We start from the raw sequence: 15892 nt of genomic DNA on the forward strand, positions 1-15892 counted from the left end.
GACCACCGCGAGATGGCGGCTGGACCGCGGCGGCTGCGCAGCGGCGGGCCTGATGACTCGGCAACGGTAGGGGGCGCGGCTGCGGCCACAACGCTCGGTGACGGTTCGGCGACGGGCGGGGGCGGCGGTTCGGCGACGGCGCGGGAGCGGCGGTTCGGCGACGACGCGGGAGCGGCGGTTCGGCGGAACGCCGCTTCCGGCGCCGGCGGGCGGCCGGCACATCACGTTCTCCCTCCCCGCACGGATCTTGTGGGGTGCGGGCGGGATTTTGGGCCATGGCGCATCAAGATTCAGCGAGAGCTTCAAGATTCAGCGGGAAATGAAGCTCGGCGGTGTGGCGGCCCCGGGAGCAACAGCCACGATGCTCGAAGCTCTGGCGCAAGGCCAGGCGGGGCGGACAACAAGCCGAGCGGGCCGAAAATCTGAGCGGGACCTGTCGCTCACGCGTGCCGGAAGGCCCCTGAAGGTGGTGCCCACCCAAACCCCCGACGAGCAGCACGAAAGACGGCCGCAGCGGGCCCACTCAGACCGGAAGGTGTCCGGGCGTGTAGCGGCACCGGCCGGGCCCGAGTATCAGCTTCGCGTCCCAGCCCACCATGCACCCAGCCCGAACCGACTGGAACAAAGCACGAACCCCGCAATCGGCGGGAGCGACGGTCAGCACCATGCACCCACGCACGACATGAAATTGATCTTGATCTTCCCTACGAAGACGTCTTCTCGGCCCGGATCTGATGCCCCACGCTGGTCAGGCACTTCCCGCTGGGCAGATCGAACTTCCACCCGTGCAGCTGGCACGTCAGCACATTGCCGTCCACGATGCCGAACCGGCTCAGGTCCGCCTTCAGGTGCGGGCACCGGCGCTGCACCGTCCAGCCGCCCAGCTCCGTGTCCTCGGCGTCGACCGACTTCTCGTGCTCGTCGTACCAGCCCTCGGCGTACTGCAGGCGCTCCTCGGACAGGCACTTGAAGAACGCGTAGACGAACTCGTTGTACTGCCCGATCCGGGCCGCGGAGAAGCGGCAGGACAGGAAGAGCGAGTTCACCCAGTCGCCCTCGTCGATGAAGATCAGGTGTTCGATCAGCTCGCGCTGGGTCCGGAAGCGGTAGCGGACCTTCTCGTCGGCGTACGGGCGGACCTGCTTGCCCGGGAAGTCGACCACGATCGATTCGACAGCCTCGCCGTCGTAGGCCACCAGGTCGAAGCGGACCGGGCCGCCGACGCCCTTGGCCAGGTAGATCGACTCCTCGAGGAGCGGCTCGATGCGCTTCTTGAGCTCGCCGAGCACGTCGATCTCCGGGTGCCGCCAGGACGCCTTCTCGGCGGCGATGATCGGCGCCTTGCGCTCGCGCATCTCCTCGAGGTGGGCCTTCTTGTTGGCGAAGTAGCCGGCCACGTCCGTGGGGTGCGTGGTCTCGATCGACTCGGCCGTCAGCGTCGACACGCTGCCCGGCAGCAGCACCACCCCGTTGGTCCCGCCGACCTTGGCGTACTCGCTCAGGAAGACCGACTGGTCGGGGAAGATGTTGCCCTCGTCGCCGTGGATGTCGTTGAACTGCCACAGCTCGTCGTCGAGGAAGCAGGGCGGGCCGGCGATCGGGAAGACGTGGTCGGCCTTCAGGTCGTCGATGTAGCGCCAGGTGCGGTCGAACTGCCGGTCGCGCTTCTGCTTGCCGAACGCCGTCTTCGCCGCCTGCGGCAGCTCGTAGACCATCGGGTACCAGATCGCGCCGGAGAACTGCAGCATGTGGGCGTGCACGTGACCGAGCTCGGCGAAGACGGACAGGTCGGTCGGTCGGGCGTCGTTCTGGTTGAGCACCCGTACGCCGTCGTGCTCGAGCCACAGCGACGAGTCGCCGATCGGGCCGTCGGTGGGGCTGATCAGCGCCTGGATCATCACCTTGAGGCCGCCGTCGAGCTCGTGCACCTCGTTGCTTCTGGTCTTCAGGAAGCTGGTGAAGCCGAGCGCGCGCAGCTCGTCCTCGAGCTGGCTGGTCGGGTACTCCGGGAGCAGCACCGTGGCCTTCTTGCTGACGAAGCGCTTCAGGTGCGCCGCGTCGAAGTGGTCGCGGTGCAGGTGGGAGACGTAGAGGTAGTCCACGTCGCCGAGCGACTCCCAGTCCAGCTGGGAGTTGTCGGGGAAGGGGAACCACGACGCGAAGTACGCCGGGTTGACCCACGGGTCGCACAGGATGCTGCCCGCGCCCGTGTCGATCCGCATGCTCGCGTGGCCAGTGCCCGTGATCCGCACCGCTCAGCTCCCTCGCTCCACCGATGTCCGACGGCATCGAAGGTACCGGGTCCGGGTTGGTGGGTTGCGCGCGGAGCCGCCGTGCGAAACTGATCGCGTTGTCATCACCATCGTCGCAGGAGGACCGAGTCGTGGCAGAAGAGCCGGTTTACGCCCCTGACCAGCTCAAGCCGGGCAACCGCAAGTGGTCCCGGATCGGCGCCGTCGGCACCGCCGTGATCCTGCTGGCCATGCTCTTCGGCAACCACGAGGGCAACACCGAGAACATCTGGCTCATCGGCACCGCGCTGCTGCTCATCGGCTGGGTGCTGGTGGACGTCGTGCTGCGGCGCAACGGCCTCAAGCCCAACGACCAGTAGCCCACGCACGCAGGAGGCCCGCTCCCGGCCGGGAGCGGGCCTTTCCCGTACGGGCTCAGCGCATGCGCAGCAGGATGTCCTTGACCTCGCGCAGGGCCGCGTCGACCTCGGCCTCGAAGTAGCCACCCGGAACCAGCCCGAACTGCAGCGTGTCGAGCTCGTTCTCGGGCACCGGCATCGGGCCGCGGCCGGTCATGGCCTGCAGGATGCTCTCGAACAGCCGGTCCACCTGCACCGGGTCGTAGCCGCTGCCGAAGCGGCGCGGCTGGAACGTGCGGCGCAGCTGGTCCACCCGGTAGAGCTCCGGGCTGGCGCCCGGGCCGCCACCCATCGGCGGGCCGCCCATCGGGGGGCCACCCATCGGTGGGCCGCTCATCGGGGGCGCGCTCATCGGGGCGGGGCCGCCGAAGCCGCCGCGGTCCCGGTCGGGCATCCGGATCTCGGCCGTCATGTCGGTCTTGCCGTGCCGGCCGGGCTCGAAGCCGTCGTAGCTGCCGGTGTCGTAGCCGGCCGGGGCCGGCGGGCGCTGCTGCGGCTGCTGGCCGTAGCCGGTGGGCTCGTCGTAGCGGCCGTACGGGTCCGGGCCGGGCATCTGGGGACGCTGCGGGAGCTGCTGCGGCTGCATCCGGTCCTCGCGGCCGTACGGGTCCTCGCGGGCGAACTGGCTCTCGCGGGCGTACTGGTCGTCGCGGCCGTACGGGTCCTCGCGGGCGTACTGGCGGTCGTCGCGGACCGGCGGCGCGGGCAGCCGCTCGGTCGGCGGCGCGGAACGGCCCAGCGCCTGGCTCATCCGGTCGCCCGGCATGCCGCCGCGCATCGGCTCGGGCTGCATCCGGTCCGGCGTCATCCGGGGATCGGCGGCACGCCCGCCGCGGTCCTCGAACTCGGCGAGCTGGCGCTCCACCCTGTCCAGGTGCAGGTCGACCTGCCACTCGTCGTAGCCGCCGAAGCGCACGCGGAAGACGACGTCGTGCACCTCCTGGGCGCCGACGGGCGCGCCGGACTGCTCACCGGCCAGGGTCGCCTCGACCCGGTCCAGGAAAGCGTCGACCTCGTCGACCTTGTAACCGCGGCGCAGCGCGCGCCGCCGGAAACGCTGTCCCTGACTCGTCACAACGTCTCCCAAATCAGCGTCCGCAGGGAACTGAGCCCCGTCATCGTGCCACCTCCGCGTCGGCGACGGCGCCCCCAGCGTCCACCACCGTCAGCTCACTTGCGGCCAATTGGCCGCATGCACCGTCGATCTCGCGCCCCCGGGTGTCGCGGACAGTGGTCGCGACGCCCGACTCCCGCAGCCGGCGGACGAACTCGCGCTCCACCGGCTTGGGGCTGGCGTCCCACTTGCTGCCCGGCGTCGGGTTCAGCGGGATGAGATTCACATGCGCCAGCTTGCCGTGCAGCAGCCTGCCAAGCAGGTCGGCACGCCAGGGTTGATCGTTTACGTCCCTGATCAGGGCGTATTCGATGGAGATCCGACGCCCGGTCCGCGCCGCGTAGTCGAACGCGGCATCGAGCACCTCGGCCACCTTCCAACGCTGGTTGACGGGCACAAGCTCATCGCGCAGATCATCATCGGGGGCGTGCAGGGACAGCGCAAGAGTCACGGACAACCCTTCGGCGATCAACCGCCGCATAGCGGGCACGAGGCCCACGGTGGAGACGGTGATGTGCCGTTGTGAGAGACCCAGGCCCTCGGGGGCCGGAGCCACCAGCCGGCGCACGGCCTCGATCACCCGGGGGTAGTTGGCCAGCGGCTCGCCCATGCCCATGAACACGACCCGGGACAGCCGCGGCGGCGAGCCGGTGACCGCGCCGGAGGCGGCGACCCCGGCCAGGTAGACGACCTGGTCGACGATCTCCGCGATGGACAGGTTGCGGGTCAGCCCGGCCTGGCCGGTGGCGCAGAACGGGCAGGCCATGCCGCACCCGGCCTGGCTGGACACGCACGCGGTGATCCGGTCGGGATAGCCCATCAGGACGCTCTCGACCATCGCGTTGTCGTGCAGCTTCCACAGCGTCTTGCGAGTGGCGCCGTCGTCGCAGGCCAGCTCGCGCTGCGGGGTGAGCAGCGTGGGCAGCAGCTCCCCGGCGAGCTTGTCCCGCGAGCCGGCGGGCAGGTCGGTCATCGCGGCCGGGTCACGCACCAGCCGCCCGAAGTAGTGGGTGGAGAGCTGCTGGGCGCGGAAGGCCGGCTCGCCGAGCTCGGCGACGGCCGCGCGGCGGCCCGCCAGGTCGAGATCGGCGAGGTGGCGCGGCGGCATCGCGGGGCGGCGGCGGGTGACCACCGCGTCGGGGGTGTCGGGGCTGGTCGGGATGACCGGAAGAATCGTCATGGCGTATCCAGTCTCCCACGTCGTGAGCACATGCCTACCCCGGCGGCGCGATGAGCGAGAGCAGCAGGAACGCCGTCGGCACCGCGAACAGGATGGAATCGAGCCGGTCCATCAGGCCGCCGTGGCCGGGCAGCAGGTTGCTCATGTCCTTGATGCCGATGTCGCGCTTGAGCATCGACTCGGCCAGATCCCCGACCACCGCGACCACGGAGATCACGGCGCCGAAGAGCAGACCCCAGTAGAACGGGACGTCGAGCAGGAAGTACGCCAGCAGCGAACTGCCGATCGCCGCCGCGGTGACCGAGCCGGCGAAGCCCTCCCAGGACTTCTTCGGGCTGATCGTGGGGGCCATCGGGTGCTTGCCGAGGAACACGCCGGCCGCGTAGCCGCCGGTGTCGGACAACACCACCGCGAGCAGGGTGATGAGCACCCGGTAGTCGCCGTCGTCGGGCTTGGCCAGCAGGACGCCGAAGCTGAGCAGGAACGGCACGTAGACGGCGATGAGCGCGGTCGCGGCGAGATCCTTGGTGATTCCGGCGACACCGTCGGCCAGCCGCCACAGCAGGGTGGCCAGCACGGTCACCAGCAGGCCGAGGATCAGCGCGTCCGTGCTGCCGTACCAGGCCAGCCCGGTCATCAGCACGCCGCCGGCGACCAGCGGGATCAGCGGCGGCCGGGCGCCGGTGACCCTGAGCGCCCGGGCCATCTCCCAGATGCCGATGCCGGTCGCCAGGGCGATCACCCCGAGGAAGGCTTCCTTCCAGACGAACAGCGAGGCCAGCACGACCAGGACCATGCTGACCCCGACCGCGATGGCGGCGGGCAGGTTGCGGCCCGCCCGGCCGACCGGCTTCGCGCCCGGTTTGCCGCGCCCGGCGCGGCGCCTTCCCGGTCCGCGCGGACCGTCGGCTTCAGCTGCGGTCAACTCCCACTCCGCCTGCGAGGTCGAGGTCGCCGCAACCGGCGCCTCCCACGCCGGCGGGCCCGGCTGGGGAGCCGGCTCGCCGGCCGGCCCGGGCGTGAAGGCGTTCCAGGAGGGTCCGCTCTCGGTGGCCCGCTGGGCCGCCTGACGGCGATGGGCCGCGTACGGGTCGGGCTCCCCGGCGGGCGCGTCGGGGCCGTACGGGGCCGGGACGTCGGGTTGCCCGGACGCCCGGCCACCGGAAGGGGTCTGCCCACCGCGGGGCTCGAGGTACGACATCAGACCTCGAGCAGCTCTGCTTCCTTGTGCTTGACCAGCTCGTCGACCACCGCGACGTAGCGGTGCGTGAGGTCGTCGAGCTCCTTCTCGGCGCGGCGGCCGTCGTCCTCGCCGGCCTCGCCGTCCTTGACCAGGCGGTCCAGCTGCTCCTTGGCCTTGCGGCGCACGTTGCGGATCGCGACGCGCCCCTCCTCGGCCTTGTGGCGGGCCACCTTGATCATCTCGCGGCGCCGCTCCTCGGTCATCTGCGGCAGGTTGATGCGCAGCTGGGTGCCCTCGTTGTTGGGGTTGACCCCGAGGTCCGAGTCGCGGATCGCCCGCTCGATCGGTCCCAGCTGGGACGCGTCGTACGGCTTCACGATCACCATGCGCGGCTCCGGCACGCCGACCGACGCCATCTGGGTGATCGGGGTCAGGGCGCCGTAGTAGTCGACGACGATCTTCGAGAACATCGCCGGCGTGGCGCGGCCCGTCCGGATCGCGGCGAACTCCTCCTTGGCGTGCTCGACCGCGCTCTCCATCTTCTCTTCGGCCTCGAAGAGGGTCTCGTCGATCACCGCTCCGTCGCCTCCTTGTTCCTCATGGTCGTTGCGAAAGTGTGGGCCAAGCGCGGGATCACGTGGTGATCAGGGTGCCGATCTTCTCGCCGCTGACGGCGCGGACGATCGTGTCGTCGCCCTGGGCGCCGAAGACCAGCATCGGCAGGCCGTTCTCCTCGCAGAGGCTGAACGCGGCCTGGTCGGCCACCCGCAGGCCCTGCTGGAGCACGCTGGCGAAGGTGATGTGGTCGATCTTGCGGGCGTCCGGGTCGGTACGCGGGTCGGCGGTGTAGACGCCGTCGACGCCGTTCTTGCTCATCAGCACGAGGTCGGCGTGGATCTCCAGCGCGCGCTGCGCCGTGACCGTGTCCGTGGAGAAGTACGGCATGCCGGCGCCGGCGCCGAAGATGACGACGCGGCCCTTCTCGAGGTGCCGGATCGCCCGCAACGGGATGTACGGCTCCGCCACCTGGGCCATCGTGATCGCGGTCTGCACCCGCGTCTCGATGCCCTCCTTCTCGAGGAAGTCCTGCAGGGCCAGGCAGTTCATGACCGTGCCGAGCATGCCCATGTAGTCGGCCCGGTTGCGGTCCATGCCGCGCTTCTGCAGCTCGGCGCCGCGGAAGAAGTTGCCGCCGCCGACGACGACCGCGATCTGCACCCCGCGGCGGGTGGCCGTGGCGATCTGCCGGGCGATGCCCTGCACGACGTCGGGGTCGACGCCCACGGCGCCACCGCCGAAGACCTCGCCGGAGAGCTTCAGCACGACCCGCCGGGGCCGCTCGGCACGCGGGGCCGTGAGCTCGTCCGCCACGGCAGCCTGCTCGGTCACCATCGTCATGCCGGTCCGCCCTTTCCTTCGCTAACCCGAGACCCTATGTGACGGGGAGGCCGGGCGCTTGTGTCGCGTCCCGGCCTCCCGCGCAGTGCGCTGGTGCCTGGATTACTCCTGGCCGACCTCGAACCGGACGAAGCGGGTGACTTCGATCCCGGCGTCGGCGGTGACCTGCTTGACGGTCTTCTTGTTGTCGGTGACCGACGGCTGCTCCAGCAGGACGAAGTCCTTGAAGAAGGAGTTCACCCGGCCCTCGACGATCTTGGGCAGGGCCTGCTCGGGCTTGCCCTCCTCGCGCGCGGTCTGCTCGGCGACGCGGCGTTCCGTCTCGACGGTCTCCGCGGGCACCTCCTCGCGGGTGAGGAACTTCGGCCGCATGGCGGCGATCTGCATGCCGACCGCGCGGGCGTCGTCGGCGCCGGCCTCGTCGGTCTTGCCGGCGTACTCCACCAGCACGCCGACCTGCGGCGGCAGGTCCTGCGCCTTGCGGTGCAGGTAGACCGCGACGGTGCCGTCGAGGATGGCGAAGCGGTTGAGCACGATCTTCTCGCCGATCTTGGCGGAGAAGTCCTGGATCACGTCGGCCACGGCGCGGCCGTCGGCCAGCGTGGAGGCCAGCAGCGCGGCGGCGTCGGCCAGCTTGGCCTGCTCGCCGTGCTCCACCAGGGTCTGACCCAGGGCGACGAAGTCGGGGGTCTTGGCGACGAAGTCGGTCTCGCAGTTGAGCTCGAGCAGCGCCTTGCCGGAGTGGGCGACGATGCCGTTGGCCGCCGTGCGGCCGGCCCGCTTGCCGACGTCCTTCGCACCCTTGATGCGCAGGAACTCGACGGCCTGGTCGAAGTCACCGTCCGACTCGTCGAGCGCCTTCTTGCAGTCCATCATGCCGGCGCCGGTGAGGTCGCGGAGCTTCTTCACGTCCTGGGCGGTGTAGTTGGCCATGACTCTCTCTCGATACTTGAAGTCCGGATCTCCAGGGGCCGGCCGCCGTCTCCGGCGGCCGGCTTCCTACAGGTGTTACTCCGCGGAGGCGGCGACGGGCTCGGCAACCGCGGTCGGGTTGTCCGGAACGGCGTTGACAGCCGGGGTGGCGTCGTTGCCCGGCGCGGCGGCAGCGGCCGGCGCGGTGTCGGCGGCCGGCGCGGTGTCGGCGGCCGGCGCGGTGTCGGCGGCCTTCTTGTCGGCGCCCTCGTAGAGGTCGCGCTCCCACTCGGGCAGCGGCTCACCGGCGGCGACGGTGCCCGGCTCGGGCTTGTCGTCGGCGTTGCCGCGGTTGCGGCCGGAGCGCTTGATCAGACCGTCCGCGACGGCGGCGGCGATGACCTTGGTCAGCAGCTCGGCCGAGCGGATCGCGTCGTCGTTGCCCGGGATCGGGAAGTCGACCTCGTCCGGGTCACAGTTGGTGTCCAGCACCGCGATGACCGGGATGCCCAGCTTGCGGGCCTCGTCGACGGCGATGTGCTCCTTCTTGGTGTCGACGACCCAGATCGCCGACGGCACCTTCGTCATGTCCCGCAGACCACCGAGGGTCTTGGTGAGCTTGGTCTGCTCACGGAACAGCTGAAGGGTCTCCTTCTTGGTGTAGCCGGCGGCGGTACCGGTGAGGTCGCCGATCGCCTCGAGCTCCTTCATGCGCTGGAGCCGCTTGTACACCGTCTGGAAGTTGGTCAGCATGCCGCCGAGCCAGCGGTGGTTGACGTACGGCTGCCCCACGCGGGTCGCGTGCTCCGCGATCGCCTCCTGGGCCTGCTTCTTGGTGCCGACGAAGAGGATGTGGCCACCCTCGGCGACGGTGTCCCGGACGTACGCGTAGGCCTTCTCGATGTAGTCGAGGGTCTGGCGCAGGTCGATGATGTAGATACCGTTGCGCTCCGTCATGATGAATCGCTTCATCTTCGGATTCCAGCGCCGGGTCTGGTGCCCGAAGTGGACACCGCTCTCCAGCAGCTGACGCATGGTCACGACGGCCATGGTGAATTGCTCCCTGTTTCCCTGGTTGTCACGCTCACCGGCGGTGTGCGTCCTGGCGCCCGGTCGCCGGCCCAGGCGGGCCCGAGAGAATCGGGACCAGGGAGGACCGTCGCTGACGGCTCATGACCCTCGCCGGCGAGGTACGGCCGGCTAACGATCAATCATGGCTCGTGCAGAGGGCGCGCGAAGTCGACCGCACGGGGCGGTCGCCGGGTAACAGCATACGCCGTTCGCGACGGGGCCCGCTGCCGGGCGGCCGTCGTCCGAGTTCCGGGGCTTATGTCGGTTTAGGCGACTGCGAGGCCGGCGGCCAGCAGCAGCACCAGGCCGATCGGGAGGTACGCGAGCGGGGGACGCAGCCAGGCGTCACGGACACTCGTCCGGCCCCCACCGGCCAGGGAGTACAGCCCGAAGCCGGTGAGTGGCAGCCCGAGGGTCAGCAGCACAGCGGGCACGACACCCCGGGCGGTCGGATCGCCGACGAACGCGGCCTGGATCAGCAGCAGCACGGCCGGGATCAACAGGACGCCCGTGACGACCGCGAACACCACGGCCGAGACCGGACGGCGGGAGCGGTACACCGCGTCGGCGGGACCCGCGCCGGTCAGCGGAACCATGCTGGTCGGCTCGTTGTAGGCGGCCGCCGGCGGCGGCTCCGGCGTGGCCCCGTACGTCGTGGTCGTGGTGACCGTGGAGACGGCGGGGGCGTCGACCGGCGCGGCGGCGCCGCTCGGGCGCACCGCCGGATACTCCGGGCCGCGCACCGGGATCCGGATCGAGCCGGAGTCGGCCGACGACAGGGCGTGGCTGCCGGAGGTGGTCACCGGATCGGGTACGCCGTAACCGGCCGGCGGGGCCGAGTACGGGTCGGCCGAGCGCTGGTCCGGCAACCGGAAGGCGCCACTGGGACGCTCGTGCACCGCCGAGTCGTAGGGGCTGACGTCCGGCGCCTGAGCCGCGTACGGGCTCGGCATCTCGGGCGCCCGCTGACCGGTGTACCAGCTGGGTTCCGGCTCTTCGGCGTACCGGCGATGTCCTTCCACGATTTCGCACCGTAGGTGACGCGGCGGCGGGATGCCACCGCTGACGCCTTATCAGACGGCGACTATGACGCTGCGGTTATCCACAATCGCACTCCGTCCACAACCGGCCGCGCGGGCCGGCCGGCGGATGCGCGACGGTCGCGGGCATGACGACGGAGAGAAGGGCGCTCGGCGCGTACGGCGAGCGGCTGGCCGAGCGGCACCTGCGCGACCAGGGCCTGGTGGTGCTGGCCCGCAGCTGGCGCTGCGCCGACGGCGAGGTCGACCTGATCCTGCGCGACGGCGAGGACGTCGTGTTCTGCGAGGTGAAGACCCGCCGCGGCGACCGCTTCGGCACCCCGGCCGAGGCGATCGGCCCGGCCAAGGTGCGCCGCCTGCGCCGGCTGGCCGCACGCTGGCTGGAACAGACCGCGGTACGCCCGCGCGAGGTCCGCTTCGACGTGGTGGCGGTGCTACCCCAGCCCCGCGGCGCGACGGTGGTCGAGCACGTCCGTGCGGCGTTCTAGATGAGCTACGCACGGGTGCTGTGCGTCGGGCTCGTCGGCGTGGACGGCCACCTCGTCGAGGTGGAGGCGGACCTGTCGCCCGGCCTGCCGGCGGTGGTGCTGACCGGGCTGCCCGACACGGCGCTGCACGAGGCCCGCGACCGGGTGCGCGCCGCGGTGGTGAACTCGGGCCGGAGCTGGCCGAACAGGCGCATCACGGTCAACCTGCGGCCCGCCACCGTGCCCAAGCAGGGCAGCGGGTTCGACCTGGCGATCGCCTGCGCGCTGCTCGCCGGGGCGGGCGAGCTGCCGGTCGCGCCGCTGGAGGGCGTGGTGGTGCTCGGCGAGCTCGGGCTGGACGGGGCGGTGCGGCCGGTCCGCGGGGTGCTGCCGATGGTGGCGGCGGCCGTGCGAGCCGGGATCCGGCAGGTGATCGTGCCGCTGGGCAACGCGCGCGAGGCGACGGTGGTGCCCGGGGTGACGGTTCGCGGGGTCGACTCGCTGCACCGGCTGGTCGCGTACGTCCGGGGCGAGGACCGGCTGCTGGAGCCACCCCCGGCCCTCCCCCGCCCGCCGGCCGCCGGCCCCGACCTGGCCGAGGTCGCCGGGCAGGAGCTGGGCCGCCACGCGGTCGAGGTGGCCGCGGCCGGCGGACACCACCTCGCCCTGATGGGACCGCCCGGCGCGGGAAAGACCATGCTGGCCGAACGCCTGCCGTCCATCCTGCCCGAGCTGGACGACGCGGCGGCGCTGGAAGTGACCGCGCTGCAGTCGATCGCGGGCGTGCTGCCGCCGGACGGCGGCCTGATCCGCCGCCCGCCCTTCCAGGCCCCGCACCACAGCGCCAGCCTCGCGGCGCTGGTGGGCGGCGGCCCGGGACTGGCCCGGCCCGGCGCGCTCTCGCTCGCCCACCGCGGGGTGCTGTTCCTCGACGAATGTCCCGAGTTCGCCAACGCGACCCTCCAGGCGCTGCGGCAACCCCTGGAGAGCGGCCGGGTCCTGCTGGCCCGGGCCCGCGGCACCACCGAATACCCGGCCCGCGTGCAGCTGGTGCTGGCGGCCAACCCGTGCCCGTGCGCCAACCCGGCGGGCGAGCGGTTCTGCGCATGCACCGCCCTGGCCCGCCGCCGGTACCTGGCCAAGCTGTCCGGCCCGCTGCTGGACCGCATCGACATCCAGATCCGGATCCAGCCCCTGAGCGCGGCCCAGCTGATGACCACCACGACACCGGCCGAGCCCTCGGCGGTGGTGGCGGCCCGGGTCGCCCGAGCCCGCGCGGCGGCGGCGGAGCGCTGGTCGGCGGCGGGATGGCGGGTCAACGCGGAGGTGCCGGGTCCGCACTTGCGACGGCCGCCGTGGCGCCTGCCGGCGGCGGACACGGCGGCGCTGCGGAAAGGGCTGGACCGGGGGGCGCTGTCGGCCCGGGGCTTCGACCGGATCCTGCGGCTGGCCTGGTCGATCGCGGACCTGGACGGGCGGGACCGGCCGACGGGCTCGGACGTCCATGAGGCGGCACAACTACGGATGGGAGAGGCACATGACCGCAGAGACGAGGACTGACCGGCAATTCACGCCTTCGCCGACGGGTGCGGCGGCACCGGCCGCCGCCGCGCCGCCGGGAGCCGGTCATGGCACCTCGCCGCCACCGGCGCCCCTTGGCGCCCCGCCGCCACCCGCTCCCTTTGGCGCCCCGCCCCCACCGACTCCCCCTGCACCGCCGGCAGGCGGGCCTGGCACCTCGCCGCGACCGGCTTCCCCTGGCGCCCCGCCCTCGCCGGTTCTCCCTGCGCCGCCGGCAGCCGGCTCCGGCGCCCCGCCGCCGTCGGCTCCCCCTGGCGCCTCGGCGCCACCGGCTTTCCCAGCGTCGCCGGCTGTCGGTTCCGGTGGCTCGCCCCCGACGGCGACGGTGATCGATTGGCCGTCCGACGGGCGCCGTCACCGTGCCGGGTCACGGCGCCGGCCGTTCCGGAGCCGTCAGGTCCCGCCCGGCGACGGCGGCGGGTGGGCCGCATGACCGGGTCACGGGCCGGCGACGACGCCGACCGGATGGCCCGGATCGCCCTCACCTGGCTCGCCGAGCCGGGTAACCGGGCCGTCTGGCAGTTGGTCCAGGCGGGCGGCGCCGAGGCCACACTGGAGCGGCTCCTCGACGGCAACATCCCGGAATCGACGCTGCGCGCGGCGGTGATCTCCCGGGCTTCGGCCACCGATCCACGCCGGCTCGCCGAGGCCGCGCTGCACCGGGCCGACCGGCTGGGCGCCCGCGTCGTGGTTCCCGCCGACGCGGAGTGGCCGGCCGGCGTGGAGGCGCTGAGTGCCCTCGAACTCGACGGCGGCGGCCGGATCAACCGGGACGTCCGCCCGCCGCTGTGCCTGTGGGTCCGCGGGGAGCGGCGACTCGACGAGGCGTTCGCCCGTTCGGTCGCCGTGGTGGGTGCGCGCGCCGCCACGAGCTACGGCACGCACGTGACTCATGAACTGGCCTTCGGCCTGGCCGAGCACGGGTGGACGGTGGTGTCCGGTGGCGCGTTCGGCATCGACGCGACCGCGCACCGGGCGACGCTGGCGGCGGGCGGCCTGACCGTGGCCGTGCTGGCGTGCGGGGTCGACCGGCCGTACCCCGTCGGCAACGCCGCGATGTTCGAGCAGATCGCGGAGAGCGGCCTGCTGATGAGCGAGTGGCCGCCGGGCGCCGAGCCGTTGCGGCACCGTTTCCTGATCCGCAACCGGGTCATCGCGGCGGCCACGGTCGGCACGGTGATCGTCGAGGCGGCCGCCCGCAGCGGCGCGGTGCAGACGTTGAGCCGGACCGTGGCCCTGGGCCGGCGAGCCATGGTGGTGCCCGGCCCGGTGACGTCCGCGATGTCGGTGGGTTGCCACGAACTGCTGCGCCGGCATCCCGAGACGGTCGTCGTCACCGGGACGGGCGAGGTCCTCGAGGAGGTCGGCCGGATCGGCGAGTACCTGGCGGAGGTGCCGCGCGGCCGCGATCACGCGCGGGACGACCTCGACGAGGATTCCGCGCTGGTGCTGGAGGCGATGCCGCACCGGGGAACGGTCGGGCCCGAGGAACTGGCGGCAAGGGCGGGGCTGGGTGTCCGTACGGTCCTGCGTCGACTGTCGCTGCTGGAGATGGCAGGCCTGGTGGTACGCCGGCACAACGGAGTGGCGCTGGCCCGTCCGGCCAGGCGCGCGCCGCCGGGGTGACCGGGACGCCTCGCACCGGCGATGCGGTGCGGAGGGCGGGGTCAGGCCTCGGTGTCGTCGAGGTCCCGGCGGTGGGCCTTCATCCAGGCCTCGACATCTTCGGTCGCCCACACCTTGCCCTGGGCCAGGTCGGCGACCGGAGCGGGAAAGTCCGCCCGGCTGGTGATCTGGTAGGCGCGCTGACGGCTGACCCCGCCGAGGCGCAGGCGGATCTCGTGCGCGCCCATCAATCGAATCGGCTTGCTTGCCACATGATCGACCGTAGACGTATGACTATTAGTCATGGGTCAACTTCGCAAACGACAGCTAGTCACTCGTCAACTACGGTGGCCGCATGACAATCCCTCGTAAGCGACGCCTGGATCCGGTCCCGCACCAACCGTCCCATCGACGCGTCTGGCGTTCCCTGTGGCGGCGTTGCTCGTGCGGACTCCCCGCACCCTGCGTGGACAGCCTGGTCCCGGCGCCGCGACTCCCCTACCCGCCGGAACCACGCCCGTCGGCCGTCGCCCCCACGCAGTGGCGCGGAGAGCCACACGGCACAGCAGCGAGCAGCACCTGGGGCGACCCCCGCCCGATGAGCAACGTGGCCACGGCGATTCTGCGGGCCGAGGCGAGGAACGCGGCGGGGGTCACGGCGGGTCCGGCCGTCATCGCCGGTCGCCGGCGCGGAGGCGCGGAGCACCGCCATCCATCCTGGACGAACGCCCGGCCGGACAGGCGCGACGGGGCGTGGCCGGCCGAGGCTCGCAGCGCGACGACCCCCGGCCAGCCGGCCGGACCAGCCGGCATGGCGCAACCCGGCGACGCGGCATGGCGAGACTGCGCGCGCGGCAGGCGCAACGCGGAAAGAGTCGGGGCCGCCGCGGGAATGGCTCGGGCAGCCGCCACGGACGCTCGGCTCCGCCCGGAAGGCACGCCGGTGGGGGAAGCCATCGCCTACGGCAAGATCCGGCCTGCCCGCGAACTCCACGGCCGAAGCGAAGCAGAACCGGCCGGCAACGCCGCAGCCACCTTCCGGTTCGCCGGGGGCGCCGACACCGGCGGCCAAGCCAGGCACGCCTACCACGCCGGGAGACGGCGCGGACCGAGCCCCGCCGGCGCGGCCCCCGCCGAGGACGACGCCTGGCCGGCTGACGCGGAGGCCGTCACGACGAACCCGGCCTGGCCGCCCGACGAGGCCGGGACGGGAGCCGTGGCACGGCCAACCGGGCCAGCCGGCGCGGAGGCGACCGGCTCGGGGACAACGGGCGTAGCGAACAGCGGACCAACCGCAGTGGAGAGTGCTCGGAGCACCGGCGCATCCGGCCACGGCTGGACGACCGGCGAACCCCATGCGAAGAGCCGAATCCCGCGGATCAGACCGGCCGCGCCGGGAACGGGCGAAACACCTGCGCTGGGCAGAGCCGGGCGGACCGCCGCAGCTCGAATATCCACCGCAGCCGCCGCGACAGAGAGGAGCTCTCGCGCTCGCGAAGTGGTCACCTGGGTCAACCCTCGAACGACCGCCCTCGCTGCCGCCGTTGCTGACACCGCCGCGGGCGCGGACGCTGCCGCCATCACCAGCGCGAACCCCACCACAAGCGCGACCGCCATCACGAGGGCGGCGAACGCCGCTGGCGCAACGATTCTCCCTGGCGCGACCATCGCTGCAAGCTTCTCCGCCGCCG

At 72.2% G+C, this 15892-nt stretch carries 15 protein-coding genes; 5 read left to right on the forward strand and 10 right to left on the reverse strand.

The features are described 5' to 3' along the window. Nucleotides 1–704 precede the first annotated feature (704 nt). Complete coding sequence (locus Ani05nite_RS34240; RefSeq protein WP_203775335.1) at nt 705–2246, reverse strand: Rieske 2Fe-2S domain-containing protein; 1542 nt, start codon at nt 2244–2246, stop codon at nt 705–707. A 137-nt stretch (nt 2247–2383) separates the two neighbouring features. On the opposite strand from Ani05nite_RS34240, the gene Ani05nite_RS34245 reads away from it, so the two are divergent. Beyond that, nucleotides 2384–2611 (forward strand): DUF2631 domain-containing protein, encoded by a 228-nt coding sequence (locus Ani05nite_RS34245; RefSeq protein ID WP_239130931.1) that lies wholly within the window; start codon nt 2384–2386, stop codon nt 2609–2611. 55 nt (nt 2612–2666) lie between these two features. Here the strand turns inward: Ani05nite_RS34245 and Ani05nite_RS34250 are convergent, their stop codons facing one another. The 8 genes from Ani05nite_RS34250 to Ani05nite_RS34285 all read right to left on the reverse strand — a co-directional run bounded on the left by Ani05nite_RS34250 (nt 2667) and on the right by Ani05nite_RS34285 (nt 10530). Then, a complete protein-coding gene (locus tag Ani05nite_RS34250) occupies nt 2667–3725 on the reverse strand; it encodes a DivIVA domain-containing protein (protein WP_203775310.1) in 1059 nt (352 codons plus the stop codon). 40 nt (nt 3726–3765) lie between these two features. Continuing rightward, nucleotides 3766–4944: a dual-specificity RNA methyltransferase RlmN gene (gene rlmN, locus Ani05nite_RS34255; protein WP_203775312.1), complete on the reverse strand. Its 1179-nt coding sequence runs from the start codon at nt 4942–4944 to the stop codon at nt 3766–3768. 34 nt (nt 4945–4978) lie between these two features. Then, a complete protein-coding gene (locus Ani05nite_RS34260) occupies nt 4979–6145 on the reverse strand; it encodes a phosphatidate cytidylyltransferase (RefSeq protein ID WP_203775314.1) in 1167 nt (388 codons plus the stop codon). Continuing rightward, on the reverse strand, nt 6145–6702 hold the full coding sequence (gene frr, locus Ani05nite_RS34265; RefSeq protein WP_203775316.1) for a ribosome recycling factor: 558 nt from the start codon (nt 6700–6702) through the stop codon (nt 6145–6147). Before frr ends, Ani05nite_RS34260 begins: the two co-directional genes overlap by 1 nt. Nucleotides 6703–6760: 58 nt before the next feature. Then, nucleotides 6761–7525 (reverse strand): UMP kinase, encoded by a 765-nt coding sequence (gene pyrH, locus Ani05nite_RS34270; protein ID WP_203775318.1) that lies wholly within the window; start codon nt 7523–7525, stop codon nt 6761–6763. Nucleotides 7526–7627: 102 nt separating this feature from the next. Beyond that, a complete protein-coding gene (tsf, locus tag Ani05nite_RS34275) occupies nt 7628–8458 on the reverse strand; it encodes a translation elongation factor Ts (protein ID WP_203775321.1) in 831 nt (276 codons plus the stop codon). Between the two features lie 75 nt (nt 8459–8533). Beyond that, nucleotides 8534–9487: a 30S ribosomal protein S2 gene (rpsB, locus tag Ani05nite_RS34280; RefSeq protein WP_203775323.1), complete on the reverse strand. Its 954-nt coding sequence runs from the start codon at nt 9485–9487 to the stop codon at nt 8534–8536. 287 nt (nt 9488–9774) lie between these two features. After that, on the reverse strand, nt 9775–10530 hold the full coding sequence (locus Ani05nite_RS34285) for a hypothetical protein (protein WP_203775325.1): 756 nt from the start codon (nt 10528–10530) through the stop codon (nt 9775–9777). A 146-nt stretch (nt 10531–10676) separates the two neighbouring features. Here Ani05nite_RS34285 and Ani05nite_RS34290 point away from each other — a divergent pair, with 146 nt between their 5' ends. The 3 genes from Ani05nite_RS34290 to dprA all read left to right on the forward strand — a co-directional run bounded on the left by Ani05nite_RS34290 (nt 10677) and on the right by dprA (nt 14222). Beyond that, nucleotides 10677–11036 carry a YraN family protein gene (locus tag Ani05nite_RS34290; RefSeq protein ID WP_203775327.1) on the forward strand — a complete coding sequence of 120 codons (360 nt, stop codon included), beginning with the start codon at nt 10677–10679 and terminating at the stop codon, nt 11034–11036. Next, the gene (locus Ani05nite_RS34295; RefSeq protein WP_203775329.1) at nt 11037–12575 is read left to right on the forward strand and encodes a YifB family Mg chelatase-like AAA ATPase; all 1539 of its coding nucleotides are present in this window, start codon (nt 11037–11039) and stop codon (nt 12573–12575) included. It begins immediately after the preceding gene. A 450-nt stretch (nt 12576–13025) separates the two neighbouring features. Next, complete coding sequence (dprA, locus tag Ani05nite_RS34300; protein WP_203775331.1) at nt 13026–14222, forward strand: DNA-processing protein DprA; 1197 nt, start codon at nt 13026–13028, stop codon at nt 14220–14222. Between the two features lie 41 nt (nt 14223–14263). Here dprA and Ani05nite_RS34305 read toward each other — a convergent pair whose 3' ends face one another. Further along, the gene (locus tag Ani05nite_RS34305; protein ID WP_203775337.1) at nt 14264–14449 is read right to left on the reverse strand and encodes a DNA-binding protein; all 186 of its coding nucleotides are present in this window, start codon (nt 14447–14449) and stop codon (nt 14264–14266) included. A gap of 1250 nt (nt 14450–15699) precedes the next feature. Between Ani05nite_RS34305 and Ani05nite_RS34310 the strand changes: the two genes are divergently transcribed. Further along, nucleotides 15700–15892, forward strand: a 193-nt coding sequence (locus Ani05nite_RS34310) for a hypothetical protein (RefSeq protein WP_203775333.1), incomplete at its 3' end; no start/stop codon positions are given.

Origin of the sequence: Actinoplanes nipponensis, assembly GCF_016862275.1 — a bacterium.
GTDB lineage: Bacteria > Actinomycetota > Actinomycetes > Mycobacteriales > Micromonosporaceae > Actinoplanes > Actinoplanes nipponensis.